Source organism: Duganella sp. sic0402, assembly GCF_019219065.1.
In the GTDB taxonomy this organism is placed as follows: Bacteria; Pseudomonadota; Gammaproteobacteria; order Burkholderiales; family Burkholderiaceae_D; genus Rugamonas.
Genome location: NZ_JAHUWK010000005.1, coordinates 183,839 through 197,290, shown reverse-complemented (window position 1 = coordinate 197,290; position 13,452 = coordinate 183,839). Strand labels below are relative to the sequence as shown.

The following is a 13,452-nucleotide window of genomic DNA, read 5'->3' as shown; positions in this document are numbered from 1 at the left end:
GGTTACTGGCCCATCGCTTTGCGGACCTGCGCCTGATTGGCGCGCGTCATCAACATACCTTTCGTGAGAATTTCAGCCGGTGGCGCACCTTTGCCGCTAATCCAGTTGACCAGGTTGATCGAAGTCTGATAACCGTGTTCCCTGGCGCTGATCATGACCGAGCCAAAGAAGCCGGTCGGCTGTGGCTTGTTCAATTCGTTCTCGGCCGCCTTGGCGCCGCCGATGCCGATGCCGATCATGCTATCGGCCTTGATGCCGCGGCCTTCCGCAGCGCGTACCGCGCCCAGCACCGCTTCATCGTTCAAGCCCACGGCCACCCAGTATTTGAACTTGGCGTTCTTGGTCAGTGCGATGTTGGCGGCGTTGAAGGCGTTTTCGGTGTCGGTCTTGGCTTGTGGCGCATCGATGATGTTGGCGGCCGGGAAGCCGGCGGCTTTCAGCGCATCGACCGCGCCGGTGGTGCGCTCCTTGCCAGTCGGTAGCTGGTCGTAGGCGACGCGGATCGCGCCGACTTCCGCCATATTCCATTTGCGTGCCTTGATTTCAGCGATGAGGCCCTCGCCGACCTGTTTGCCGATCTGGTAGCCGGAGATGCCCATGTGCGGGATCGATTCAATCGGCTTGCCGCTACCGTCCACCAGGCGGTCGTCGACAGAAACAACTTTGAGGTTGTTGCGCTTGGCGGCGCGTTCAATCGCCTTGCCCAGCTTGACGTCGGGTGCGCAAATGACAAAGCCTTGCGCCTTCTGTGCCGCCAGGTTGTCGATGGCGGCCATGGTTTTTTCGCCGTTCGGGATGCCGATCTTCACCAGCGTGAAGCCTTTCTCCTTCGCGGCGACTTCAGCATAGCGCCATTCATCCTGGAACCACGGCTCCTCCGCCTGCTTGACGAGGAAGCCGATTTTTACCGGTTCAGCGGCATGTGCCCAAACTGCGGCGCAGAGCACCGCAGCTGCCAACAAAGTACGTTTCATACCGTGTCTCCATTCGATTTATATCGTTATTATGGGTTGATACGTAATTGATACACTGGAATCACCGTCACGCCGCGCACGGTTGCGATCTGCTTCGCGCCGCCGAAATCGGGGCGTGCCTCTTTGGGCAGGTAGATAGGCGCATCGGCGCGGAGCGGCAGCACGGATACGGTCAGCGGCTGGTCGAGTAGCGCGGCCTGCTGTTTCAGGCCAAACTGCCATTGATAGCCGCTGTAATACCAGTCGTCGAGCATGCGGGTGCCGGAATACAGGCGGCCGATGTCGCCGATAAAGTCGATTTGCAGCAGCGCGTCATCCAGCCCTTTCAACTGCTCGCGCGGGACATTGATCTGCCATGCGCCCGCAGCCTTGAAGTTTTCCGGCAGTGGCTGGATAGCCGATCTGGCGTTGCCGCCGATGGCGATCGGCGCAGCCTCGGTGGCGGCGCGCGTTTGCGTGAGCGTGGCTTTCACCTCGCGCGCAGGCAGCGTCGCTTCAAAGACCTGGAAGATACCATCGTTACCCGCAGCCTGCACGGCGACGGTAGCGGCTTGTGCATCGCCTGCCGCGTAGGCGCCGGCGTTGGACGGCGCGCTTGCTGCGGCGCGCGCTGCGGCTGCCGATGCCTTGGCTGCGGGAGCACTCCACGCTGCGCCGGTGCTGGTGGCTTTCGGGGCGTTGGCCAGCGCCGGATAGACGGCGAAGCGGAACTTGCTGTCGCCAACCGAACGCATTTGCAGCGCGTTGCCGTCGGCGTAAGCCTGGTCGGCGCTAAGCAGCAGGCGCTTCTGGCCAGCCAGCTGCACCACGCTCAGTTGCTGCGATTGCTCAGGCGTCAGCACCACGATGGTCAGCGGGCGCTTGCCGTCGCGCTGCACGGTTACCGCCGCACCTGCACCCGGCTGCACACCAGTCACCAGCGTATGGCCGCCAGCCGTTGCGATTTGCGCGCCAGGGGCGGAGATTTTCGCCGCGGCGTCGAACGACAGCTCGACCGGCACGCCAGCGCTGGCGGCAAACACCGCTACCACGCCTGCCTTGCCTTGATCCAGCAGCGTGACCGGCTGCGCGGTGGCGTAGTGCAGATTGGTGCCGTCCAGGTCCAGATTCAGCGGCCAGATGAAGTAGGCGCCGTCGGCGATGTCCACCGGCTTGCTCGGCAGCGTGATGCTTTGCCCCGGCAGCTTGACGGCAAACTGCGTTGCCTTCTGCGCCGCCATCGGATACTGGCGCACATGGTTGTTCACGAACAGGAAGCCGCGATCGCCTTCGCTGCGCACCGCGAAGCGCGCGGTGTGCAGGTCATCCGGCTTGGCTGGCGACACATCCGGCTTGCGCACGGTCATCGGCGCCAGCTTGGTGCCGAAGGCCTGCGTGAACAGGTGGAAGGGGCGCAGCTTCTCCAGCACCTTGCGCTGCTGGCCGTCCGGGCCGAGCGGCGCCTGGAAGTCGTAGCTGATCATGGTGGTGTCGTTGTAGCCGCCACTGAGCGTGCTTTCTTCCATGCCGGTGCCGCCGATGCTCAGCGGATTGCGGCCGCCATGGAACATGTAGTAACCCATCAGGTTGACGCCGGAGCCCAGCTGCACCGGCAGCATGGAGGCGATATCGTCGGCCGACACCACGGTGCGGCGGCGATACATGAACGGCAGACCACCGCCGTATTCGGCGCCGAGGAAGGGCGTGACTTCCTTGTCCGTCTCGGCCGTGCCAGGCGCATGGGCGGCGGTCTGCGCGCCCAGGTCGCCGCTGACGCGCGTGTCGAAGCGGAAGGCGTAAGTCTCTTTCGGCGGCAGCTCCTTGGTGCTGACGCCCCAAGGTTCGTCGGGATAGCCACCGAAGACCGGCGTCACTTCGCCGGTCGGGTAGATGGTACCGTCCCAGCCGGTGACGGTGTAGTAGGGCACATCCATGCCCGCTTTCAGCGCCAGCTTTTTCAGCGCGCTGATGTGGGCTGCACCCTTGCCGGGACCATCGATGTTGTATTCGTTTTCCAGCTGGATGCCGATCACGCGGCCGCCGTCTTTCCACAGCTGGCCTTTGAGCTGCTGACCGATCTGCTGGTACAGGCGATCGACGAAAGCCATGTATTGCGGGTCGTTGCCGCGCGATGGCATGGTGTTGACCACCCAGTCGGGAATGCCGCCGTAGCGGACTTCGGCGTGCACCCACGGGCCGACGCGCACCACCACATCCAGCCCGGCCTTGGTGGCCAGCTGAATGAAGCGGCGCAGGTCACGGTTGCCGGACCAGTCGAATTTGCCTTCGATTTCTTCGTGGTGATTCCACATCACGTAGCTGGCGACGATGTCGATGCCGGCTGCTTTCATCTTGCGCAGCTCCGCTTCCCATTGCGAGGCGGGCGTGCGGCTGTAATGGAATTCGCCCATGATCGGCAGCCATGGTGCACCGTTGCGTGTCAGGTAGCGCGCGTTGGCGCCCAGCGTGTCGCCGTTAGGGGCGGTGGCGCTGCCGAGGCGCAGTGCGGCCGCCAGCGGGGCTGGCGTGGCGGCACTGGCGTCAATGGAGAGGGTGGTGGCATGGGCGGCTTGCGCCGCCAGCACGCCGGCGATCAGCGCCGCACAGGTATGGCGGCGCGCAGACAGGAACGACCGGCTTACCATTCGGCGACGCTGCCATCTTCGTGGCGCCATACCGGATTGCGCCAGTCAGGGGCGTTCTTGCTCGCTTCGATGACGCGTGCCTCGTCCACTTCCACGCCCAGGCCTGGCTTCGGCAGCGGCTTGCAGTAGCCGTCGATGATCTTGAAGTCTTCCTTGTTGATGACGTAGTCCAGCAGCTCGCCGCCCTTGTTGTAGTGGATGCCCATGCTCTGCTCTTGCAGCACGGCGTTGTACGACACGAAGTCCACTTGCAGGCAGGCGGCCAGCGCGACCGGGCCCAGTGGGCAGTGCGGCGCCAGCGTGATGTCGTAGGCTTCGGCCATCGAGGCGATCTTCAGGCATTCAGTGATGCCGCCGGCGTGCGACAGGTCCGGCTGCACGATGGACAGCCCACCGGCTGCGAATACGTTCTTGAATTCGAAGCGCGAGTACATGCGCTCACCGGCCGCCAGCGGAATCGCGGTCATCTCGGCCAGGCGCGGGTAGTATTCGGCCTGCTCGGCCAGCACCGGCTCTTCAACGAACAGCGGGCGGAATTGTTCCAGCTCGCGCAGCAGCGTCTTGGCCATCGGCGCGGCCACGCGGCCGTGGAAGTCCAGGCCGAATTCAATGGTGGTGCCGAAGGCGGCGCGGATCTCGGCCACGCGGGCCACCGCTTCATCCACCTTGGCCGAAGTGTCCAGCATGCCCAGTTCCTCGGTGCCGTTCATCTTGAAGGTGTTGAAGCCGCCTTTTTGCAGCGTGCGGATCTGTTCGATGATGTCGGACGGACGGTCGCCGCCAACCCAGCTGTACATTTTCATGCGATCGCGCACCAGGCCGCCGAGCAGTTCGTACACCGGCTTGCCCAGCACCTTGCCCTTGATATCCCACAGCGCCTGGTCGATGCCGGCGATGGCGCTCATCAGGATGGCGCCGCCGCGATAGAAGCCGGCGCGGTACATGGTTTGCCACAGGTCGTTGATGCGCGACGGGTCCTGGCCGATCAGATACGGCTCCATCTCCTGGACCGCAGTCTCCACGGTGCGGGCGCGGCCTTCGATGACCGGTTCGCCCCAGCCGACGACGCCTTCATCGGTTTCGATTTTCAGCAGCATCCAGCGCGGTGGAACACGGTAGGTCGTCAGTTTAGTGATTTTCATAGGTCAGGGTGGAGTTCGGGGAACAGCACTCAGTCTAAAGCCGGTCGCTAGACTGGAAATATGATTAATTCGTAGTGATCCATATCAATATCGGATAGCTGGCCGATAGCTTTCAGCTATCCGATATCTGCATGCCTGAAGGCGGTTTATTCATAGCTGCGGTATGCCTGGTTCACTTAGACTTTATCCTGTCGAAAATCGTATCCAGGATACCCATGAATGTCGCTAACACCGTTGCTTCCACGCCCGGCATCATGCTGCTGCGGGTCGGGCAGGCCGGTTGTGCACTGCGCTGGGATGCTGCAAGGCAATGTTGGCGCTGGCCGGACCCGGTTGGCGGCCAGCTGTATGCATGGCCGGCGCCACCGGCCATGCCGAGCGGCATGCGGATGCTGGAAAGCGCCTGCGTCATGGCGTGTTGCAGCTCCGGCCGGCTGTTGTTGGCGTTGGGCAAGCGTCTGGGCATGGTGGAGCTGCCGCAGCCGGGGCAGCCCTTGCGGCCGCTGCAAGCCCAGGTGCTGCTGACGATCGACGCGGCCGAGCCGCGCACCAGTATCAGCGACGGCTGCGCCGACCGAGGCGGTAATTTTGTCTTCGGCACGGCCAATACCGCGCAGGACCAGCGGCCGATCGGCAGTTTCTACCAATACGCGCAGCGCCACGGCCTGCGCCGGCTGGCGCTGCCGGCGGTGGTGCGTGCGGCCAGCATCGCCTTCAGCCCGGACGGCCGGCGCATGTATTTTGCCGACGCTGCCAGCGGCGCCATCATGCAATGCGACTACGACGCCGAGCGCGCCAAGGTTGGCAAGGCGCAGCGCTTTGCCGAATTGCTGGCGGCGGGCGCCGGCGCCGCGCTGGCCGACAGCCTGGGCAATTTGTGGAGCGTGCAGGGCGGTGTGCTGGTGCAATACGATGGCGCTGGCCATCCGCTGCAGCAGATCGCCCTGGCGCGCGAGTCTGCCGCCTCGGTGGCGTTTGGCGGCCCCGGCATGGCGCAATTGCTGGTGCTGGGCGAGCAGGGCGGACTGTACGGTTTGCCGCCGGATCTCGCCAGGGGATTGGCGCCCGGTGTCAAGGAAGGCTTGTTTATTGACAGCGGTAGCGCTTCCATGGGGCTTGCCGATGCGGGGCGGTGATTGACGGTGGCCGAGCCCGCATTTATGATGGGCAATCAAACCAATCAACAATATGACTGATTCCCGCTCGGACCGCTTTGTTCGCTCCCACCTGAAAACCCGCCACCTGGTCTTGCTGGTCGAGCTGGGCCGGCACGGCTCCATCGCGCACGCGGCGCAAGCCGCCAACCTGACGCAGCCTGGCGCGTCCAAGTTATTGGGCGAGCTGGAACACGCGCTGGGCGTGCAGTTGTTCGAGCGCTTGTCGCGCGGCGTCTCGCCAACCTGGTACGGCAAGGTGCTGATACGCCGCGCCGGCGCGGCGCTGGCGGAAATGGACGCGGCGCACCAGGAAGTGATGGAGCTGCTGTCCGGCCTGCGCGGCCGCGTGGGCCTGGGCACGGTGCTGGCGCCGGCCACCGGTCTGGTGCCGAAAGCGATCAATCTGTTGAAGGCGCGCCATGCGCGCGTGCACGTCGCGGTGAATATGTCGACCAGCAAAGTGCTGGTCGAGCGGCTGCGCGGCGGCGAGCTGGATCTGGTGGTCGGCCGCATCCTCGATACCGAGGCGGCCGATGAGCTGAACTTTGAACCGCTGACCGACGAGCCGCATTTGCTGATCGCGCGTGCCAGCCATCCGCTGATGACGCGCACCGACCTGAAGCTGGAAGACCTGATGGAGCAGTGCTGGATACTGCCGCCGGCCGGCTCCATCCTGCGCGACCGCCTGACCGCGCTGTTCCTGTCGCATGGCCTGGAGCAGCCGGTGGAAACCGTTGAAACGCTGGACATGCCGGTGGTGGCCAGCCTGCTGCTGAACAATGACATGATTGTCGCTTTGCCGGTCGAAGCGGTGCAGCCTTATCTGGATGCGGGCCTGCTGAAGACGCTGCCATTTGACCTTGGTGTCAGCATGGACTCTTTCGGTATTGTGACGCGCAAGCGACACCAGCTCTCGCCGGGCGCGGACGCCATGCTGATCGCGCTGCGCGACGCCGCAGCCAGCATCTATCCTCATTATCAGCCGCCAGCGCAGCCTTGACGCCAGGGCTGATATACGAACTTGGTATGGCCCGTGCTAAATAATCTATTGGTTTGTAAATAAACGTTTCGTTAGCATCCAGTGCATCCGTCCACATCTTCATCAGAGACGGGATGAATACAAACACTGGAGATGCACAATGAAACAGAAAAAAGTGAGCTGGCTGATTGCCACGCTCTTCACTTCGCCGCTTCTGGTCCAGGAAGCTTTCGCACAAGCGGCCGCCGCGCCTGCTGCCACCGACGAAATCCAGCAAGTGAATGTGACCGGTATTCGCGCCTCGGTGCGCAACGCGCTGGCGGCGAAGGAAGCGTCGAACAGCATCGTTGAGGTCGTATCGTCGGAAGACATCGGCAAGCTGCCCGATACCACCATTGCAGAATCGCTGGCGCGTTTGCCTGGCCTGTCGTCCGGCCTGGATCGCGGCAATGCGTCGCAGATCGTCGCGCGCGGCATGGGCCCGCGCTTCATCGGCGCCACGCTGAACGGCCGCGAACTGGCCTCGTCCGAGCCTAACCGCGCCGTGCGTTTCGAGCAGTTCCCGTCAGAGTCGATCAGCGGCGCGACCGTGTATAAAACGCAGAATGCCGACCTGGTGGAAGGCGGCGTCGCCACCACCATCGATTTGCAAACGGTTTCGCCACTGAAGTACAACGGCCGCCAGCTGAATCTGAAAGCCGATGCGCTGTACTACGCGCTGGCCAAGGACGTGCCGGGCGCCGACAAGACCGCGCCGCGCGTCGGCGGCATCTATGTCGACCAGTTCGCCAACAAGACCATCGGTGCGGCAATCGCTTTCAGCTACCAGGACCAGCCTTCGGTGCAAAAGAATATCCAGCACTGGGGCTTCAACGAAAACACCGCAGAGCAAGTGACCGCCGGCGGCAAAACCGGCAAAGCCCCATGGGGCTTCCAGGATGAAGCACGCCACGGCAAAGACAAGCGTTCCAGCGTGTTGGGCAAGCTCGAGTGGAAGCCGAACAACGATGTGCTGATCACCGCCGACACCTACTACGCGCAAGCCAAGATCGATGAACGTGGCCTGCAGCACTGGGTGGATGGCGTGGGTAACTGGGGCGGCACCAACTCGGCCGCGTTCAGCAACCTGGATGTGCGCGACGGCTATGTTGTCGGCGGCACGATCAACAATGCTTCGCTGATCAACAACGATTTCAACTACATCCAGGACACCAGCATCGCCGCCTCGGGCCTGAACGGCAAGTTCACCGCCGGCGATTGGAAAGTGGAAGCCGACCTGTCGACTTCGCACGCGCGCCGTGGCAGCCAGTGGAGCGATATCCGCCAGTATGCCAACGGCGGGGTGCCGGTCAGCTGGTCGTTCACCGGCGACGAGCGCCAGGCTTACAGCTACGGCATCGACAGCGGCAACCCCGCCAACTTCGGCGCACCGACGCTCTATGTTGACAAAAATGGACAGGTCAAGGATTTGCTGAATGCGGTCAGTCTGAGCGCCTCGCGTCCGATCGATAACAGCATCATCAGCCGCCTGAAGGTCGGCATCCGTGCCAGCGACCGTGAGAAGAGCTACCACCAGACCACCTGGACGCTGACGCCGGGCGCCGGCAAGTCGATTCCAGCGTCGGCCTACGAGACCGTCAACGTCAGCGGCTTCCCGGCATTCTTTGCGCTGAAAGACTTCGGTGGCACGATTTCGTCGGTGTTCGGCCCTAATGCGCTGAACCCGGACGGCCAGACGCGCGAGAGCTGGCAAATCCAGGGCGATGCCATCGCCGGCTGGAAGGTCAAGGAGCGCAGCACTTCGGCGTACGTGCAGGGCGATCTGGATGGCGAAGCCTTCGGCAAAACCTATCGCGGCAACGTCGGCGTGCGCCTGGTGCACACCAGGCAGACCGGCTATGGCGTACAGCCGCAGGCCAACGACGTGCTGGCCAGCGTGTCGGACGGCACCTCGTACACCGAGATCCTGCCGAGCATGAACCTGATCTTCAATCTGGACGAAGCGCAGGAACGCCAGATTCGCTTCAGCGTGGCACGCGCCATGTCGCGTGCACCAATCGACGAGATGCGTGGTTCGCGCAACCTGGGCGTGAACGCCGATACTTCGCAGCCGCTGACCGGCAGCGCCGGCAATCCGCAACTGAAGCCGATGATGGCCAACCAGCTGGACCTGGCGTACCAATGGTACTTCGCCAAAGGCTCGCTGCTGTCGGCCGGCGTGTTCTACAAGCAGGTGTCGCGCTACATCGCCATCTCCACCGAGCAGGCGACCTTTAATGGCCGTAGCGCCACGGTGACCCGTTCGGTAAACGGCGAAGGCGGCAACATCCGCGGCCTGGAGCTGGCTTATCAGCAGGCTTTCACTTCGTTGCCAGCGCCGTTCGATGGTCTGGGCATCGCCAGTAACTACGCTTACACCAACAGCTCCATCCGCGAACAGGTGCCAACCACCAATCCGTTCCCGGTCGAAGGCCTGATGAAGCACAACGGCGGCATCACCCTGTGGTACGAGAAAGCCGGCTACGAAGCGCGTCTGTCGGCCAACTATCACAGCGAGTTTGTGCGCAACCCAAGCTGGGACGCCGGCAAGCTGCTGGTCAACGATGCCGAGACGTATGTGACGCTGAACCTGGCCAAGCAACTGACGCCTAACGTGCAGCTGCGCTTCGGCATCGACAACCTGACCAATCAGAAGGCTGTCTACACCAGCGGGAACATTCCTTACCAACAGGAAGTCACCGAGTTCGGTCGCCGCTACAACCTGGGCCTGTCGTTCAAGCTGTAAGCGCGCTTAAAGTTTTTATCGTGGTTTTGCGGAGCGGTGCGTGATGGCGCTGCTCCGTTTTTTTTATCAGGGAGACTGATTTGAAAATAAGATTATTCGCCACCATCCTGCTGATGCTGGCCTGCGCGGGCGCCAATGCCGCCGCGCGCGAACGTCTGTCGCTGGATCGCGGCTGGCTATTCCACCAGGGCGATATCGTCCAGCCCCCCATCGTTGGACACGAAGAATCCTATAGCAATGCCAAGGCCGGCAGCGCCGGCGGCGCGGCTGGCAATGAATACGATGATTCCGACTGGCGCCGTCTCGACCTGCCGCACGACTGGGCGGTGGAAGGCCCGTTCGATCCGAAAGCCAATGTGGCGCAGGGCTACCGCCCGCGTGGCATCGGCTGGTATCGCCGCTACCTGCAAGTCGATCCCAAGGATCGCGGCAAGCATTTTGAATTGCAGTTCGACGCCATCGCCACCCATGCTACGGTATGGGTCAATGGCAATGTGGTCAACCGCAACTGGTCAGGCTATAACGCCAGCTACATCGACATCACACCTTACCTGCGCTACGGCGATGCGCTGAACACCATCGCCATCCGCGTCGACGCGGAAGCGATGGAAGGCTGGTGGTACGAAGGCGCCGGCATTTATCGCCACAGCTGGCTGGTCAAACGCAGCCCGCTGCATGTGGCGACCGACGGTGTGCACGCGACGCCGCGCCTGCTGAAGGACAAGCAGTGGAGCATTCCGGTGGAAGTCACGCTGAACAACAGCGGCAAGGCCGCTGGCGAGGTGCTGGTGGAGGTGACGCTGTATGACCCATCCGGCAAGCAGGTGGCCAAGCGCACCGAGTCTGCACGCGTGGGCGTGCTGGCCACCAGCGCGGTTAAGCTGCCAGTGACGATCAACAATCCGGCGCTGTGGTCGATCGAGAAAACCAATCTTTATCGCGTGACCACGCGCGTGCTGCAAGCCGGCAAGGTGCTGGATGAGACGTCGCTGAACACCGGTTTCCGCACCATTCATTTCGATGCGGCCAAGGGCTTCTTCCTGAATGGCGTGCACGTCAAGCTGCAGGGCGTGTGCATTCACCAGGATCACGCCGGTGTTGGTGTGGCGGTGCCGGATTCGGTATGGGAATACCGTCTGCGCCGCCTGAAGGAATTGGGCGTCAACGCGATCCGCTTTTCGCACAATGCGCCAGCGGCCGAAGTGCTGGATATGGTAGACCGCATGGGCTTTGTGGTGATGGACGAGAACCGCAACTTCAACCCGTCGCCGGACTATATGAAGCAGCTGGAGTGGATGGTCAAGCGCGACCGTCACCACCCAGGCATCATCCTGTGGTCGGTGTTTAACGAAGAGCCGGTACAAGCCAGCGAAGTCGGTTACGAGATGGTGCGCCGCATGTCGGCCGCCGTGAAGGCGCTAGATGATACCCGTCCGGTCACCGCCGCGATGAACGGTGGCTTCCTGACCGAGCTGAATGTATCGCACGCAGTAGACGTGGTGGGTGCCAACTACCAGGTGCCGGACTACGACCGTTATCACAAGGCGTATCCGAACAAGCCGTTCACCAGCTCGGAAGACACCTCCGCCTTCATGACGCGCGGCGAATACAAAACGGTGAAAGAGAAGAACCTGATTGCCAGCTATGACGACGACGCCGCGCAGTGGGGCAATACCCACCGCGACGCGTGGCAGGCCATCGACACGCGCCCGTTCGTGGCCGGCGGCTTTGTCTGGACCGGCTTCGACTACCGTGGCGAGCCAACGCCGAACGAATGGCCTTCGGTCAGCTCGGTGTTCGGCATTATGGATCTGAACGGCTTTGCCAAGACCGCCTACTACATCCACCAGGTACAGTGGATTAAGGACAAGCCGCTGATCCACATCGCGCCGCACTGGAACTGGAAGCAGGGCGAGAATGTGCGCGTGATGGTGATGGCTAACGTCGAGCGCATCAAGCTGCTGTTGAATGGCCGTGACTTGGGCGAACAGCAGGTTGACCCCTACCGCATGAACAACTTCAACGTCGCTTTCGAGCCGGGCAAGCTGGAAGCCATCGGCTACAAGGGCGGCAAGGAAGTGGTGCGCACGGCGGTGGAAACCACCGGCGAGGCGGTTTCGCTGGAGCTGGTGCCGGACCGCGCGCAACTGACTGGCGATGGCCGCGACGCCGTGCCAATCACCGTGCGTGCGCTGGATGCACAGGGCCGCGCCGTACCGCTGGCGCAGAACGAGGTGACATTCGCCGTGACTGGCGGCGGCCGTTCCATCGGCCATGGCAACGGCGATCCCAATTCGCATGAAGACGAGAAGGGCGCGACCCGCCGCCTGTTCAACGGCCTGGCGCAACTGATCGTGCAGACCAGCTACGATGCGCAGGACGATGTCACCATCGAAGCCAGTACCGCTGGCCTGAAGGCCGCGCGCGTGACCATCCCCGTGCAGCGGGTGGCGGCCGAGCCGTATGTCGCACATGCCGATGCACCGCTGACGTTTGTGCGCAGCTGGCGTATCGCGCCGGATGGCGACCAGCGTCCGGACCCGAACCAGAAGCTGGCCAGCTTTGACATGAATACCTGGGGCTGGGGTTCGCCGCCGATGCGCGCCGCCGCCGGCAGCAAGTATCATCTGTACCGTGCCAGCTTCACGCCGCGCAAGAATCTGTCCGACGGCACGGGCCTGATCCGCTTCGCCGCCATCAAGGGCAAGGCGGAGATCTGGCTGAACGGGCAGTTGATCGGCAAGAAGGACAGCTACGCGGCCGCGCCGCTGGATGTGCGCCTGCCGACCGGCTCGGGCAAGCGCGAGATCAATGTGCTGATCGAGGCCGAAGCAGCCCAGGGCAGCGGGATTGAAGGCAATGTCACCATCGAAGCAGGCAAGTAATTGACGTTGAGTAAATAAATCGCGTGCTTGTGATGAGCAAACACGTGATTCGGTTGACGGCATCCCGCGCGCTGCCTATAGTGGCGGGATGATTTCAGATTTCCAACAACTCTCCGACAAAATCGACCAGTTGGCCGAGATGACCGCCGCGCTGCGCCGGGAAAATGCACAACTGCGCCAGGCCAATGCCGCCCTCGTGGTGGAGAACATGGGCTATCAGCGCCGCCTGAGCGAGGCATCCGTCCGGGTCGAGGCTTTGCTGGAACAAATCCCTGCCCTCGATAACGGCGGCGACGCCGCAGAGGAAGAAAAGCAGCCTGAAAACGAGGACGCACGATGATCCAGGTGGATGTGACCATCATGGGCCAGAGCTACAAGCTGGCCTGCAAGGAAGACGAAGAGCAGGCCTTGCGCAAGGCGGCCTCCTTCCTGGACAAGAAGATGACCGCGATCCGCGACGCAGGCAAGGTTAAGGGCAATGACCGCATCGCCGTGATGGCCGCGCTGGGCGTGGCGGCGGAGTTCCTGACGGTGAAAGCGCCGCAAGGTCCGTTGTCTGACATGTCGATTCTGGAAGTGCAGACCAAGATCAGCGCCATGCACAAAGTGCTGGACGCCGCGCTGACGCCACAGGAAGCGCTGTTTTAATTCGTTTTTAATCGAATCGGCCCTTCCTTTGCGGCGCACATCGGAGTAAACTAAGCTTACCCTGCAGTGTTCGAGACTTGTCATATATTCCTTGAACCATTTTTTTGCACCGGTTACGGAAATTTGTTCGATGGGCGAGAGCGTCGCTAGTCCGATGAACCCGAAATTGAACTAACTGTGACCACCTGAGCCTTTTGGTTCGGGATGCCGGCAAGACGGCACACGTGGGGCCCTATTCAACAAGAAGCGGTTGCAAGC

General features: G+C 62.5%; 9 protein-coding genes and 1 other RNA gene. 7 read left to right on the top strand and 3 right to left on the bottom strand.

Annotation, left to right across the window (positions count from 1 at the left end; genetic code table 11):
• Positions 1-2: 2 nt before the first annotated feature.
• Genes KW842_RS14865 through dgoD form a run of 3 tightly spaced genes read right to left on the bottom strand, consistent with a single transcriptional unit; the run spans position 3 to position 4,740 of the window.
• Positions 3-974, bottom strand: coding sequence for an arabinose ABC transporter substrate-binding protein (locus KW842_RS14865; RefSeq protein WP_218304883.1), 972 nt, complete (start codon positions 972-974; stop codon positions 3-5).
• Positions 975-1,003: 29 nt separating this feature from the next.
• Positions 1,004-3,598: a beta-galactosidase gene (locus tag KW842_RS14860; RefSeq protein WP_218304882.1), complete on the bottom strand. Its 2,595-nt coding sequence runs from the start codon at positions 3,596-3,598 to the stop codon at positions 1,004-1,006.
• Positions 3,592-4,740, bottom strand: coding sequence for a galactonate dehydratase (gene dgoD / locus KW842_RS14855; RefSeq protein WP_218304881.1), 1,149 nt, complete (start codon positions 4,738-4,740; stop codon positions 3,592-3,594). Before dgoD ends, KW842_RS14860 begins: the two co-directional genes overlap by 7 nt.
• Before the next feature lie 215 nt (positions 4,741-4,955).
• Here dgoD and KW842_RS14850 point away from each other — a divergent pair, with 215 nt between their 5' ends.
• From KW842_RS14850 to ssrS, 7 genes are all read left to right on the top strand, one after another.
• Positions 4,956-5,876 carry an SMP-30/gluconolactonase/LRE family protein gene (locus tag KW842_RS14850; RefSeq protein WP_229223701.1) on the top strand — a complete coding sequence of 307 codons (921 nt, stop codon included), beginning with the start codon at positions 4,956-4,958 and terminating at the stop codon, positions 5,874-5,876.
• A gap of 52 nt (positions 5,877-5,928) precedes the next feature.
• Positions 5,929-6,897: a LysR substrate-binding domain-containing protein gene (locus tag KW842_RS14845; protein ID WP_218304880.1), complete on the top strand. Its 969-nt coding sequence runs from the start codon at positions 5,929-5,931 to the stop codon at positions 6,895-6,897.
• A gap of 139 nt (positions 6,898-7,036) precedes the next feature.
• Positions 7,037-9,661 (top strand): TonB-dependent receptor, encoded by a 2,625-nt coding sequence (locus KW842_RS14840; RefSeq protein WP_218304879.1) that lies wholly within the window; start codon positions 7,037-7,039, stop codon positions 9,659-9,661.
• Between the two features lie 80 nt (positions 9,662-9,741).
• Complete coding sequence (gene galA, locus KW842_RS14835) at positions 9,742-12,546, top strand: beta-galactosidase GalA (RefSeq protein WP_229223700.1); 2,805 nt, start codon at positions 9,742-9,744, stop codon at positions 12,544-12,546.
• Between the two features lie 88 nt (positions 12,547-12,634).
• Positions 12,635-12,886 (top strand): hypothetical protein, encoded by a 252-nt coding sequence (locus tag KW842_RS14830; protein WP_218304878.1) that lies wholly within the window; start codon positions 12,635-12,637, stop codon positions 12,884-12,886.
• A complete protein-coding gene (locus tag KW842_RS14825; RefSeq protein ID WP_218304877.1) occupies positions 12,883-13,194 on the top strand; it encodes a cell division protein ZapA in 312 nt (103 codons plus the stop codon). The genes KW842_RS14830 and KW842_RS14825 overlap by 4 nt, the downstream gene beginning before the upstream one ends.
• Before the next feature lie 55 nt (positions 13,195-13,249).
• A non-coding RNA gene (gene ssrS, locus KW842_RS14820) (6S RNA) lies at positions 13,250-13,429 on the top strand.
• The last annotated feature ends 23 nt before the right edge of the window (positions 13,430-13,452 follow it).

Bases quoted from the DNA above. Each gene is read 5' to 3' on its own strand.
- KW842_RS14840 (WP_218304879.1), top strand. From the start codon at position 7,037: ATGAAACAGAAAAAAGTGAGCTGGCTGATTGCCACGCTCTTCACTTCG.
- KW842_RS14825 (WP_218304877.1), top strand. From the start codon at position 12,883: ATGATCCAGGTGGATGTGACCATCATGGGCCAGAGCTACAAGCTGGCC.
- KW842_RS14830 (WP_218304878.1), top strand. From the start codon at position 12,635: ATGATTTCAGATTTCCAACAACTCTCCGACAAAATCGACCAGTTGGCC.
- KW842_RS14865 (WP_218304883.1), bottom strand. From the start codon at position 974: ATGAAACGTACTTTGTTGGCAGCTGCGGTGCTCTGCGCCGCAGTTTGG.
- dgoD (WP_218304881.1), bottom strand. From the start codon at position 4,740: ATGAAAATCACTAAACTGACGACCTACCGTGTTCCACCGCGCTGGATG.
- KW842_RS14845 (WP_218304880.1), top strand. From the start codon at position 5,929: ATGACTGATTCCCGCTCGGACCGCTTTGTTCGCTCCCACCTGAAAACC.
- KW842_RS14850 (WP_229223701.1), top strand. From the start codon at position 4,956: ATGAATGTCGCTAACACCGTTGCTTCCACGCCCGGCATCATGCTGCTG.
- KW842_RS14860 (WP_218304882.1), bottom strand. From the start codon at position 3,598: ATGGTAAGCCGGTCGTTCCTGTCTGCGCGCCGCCATACCTGTGCGGCG.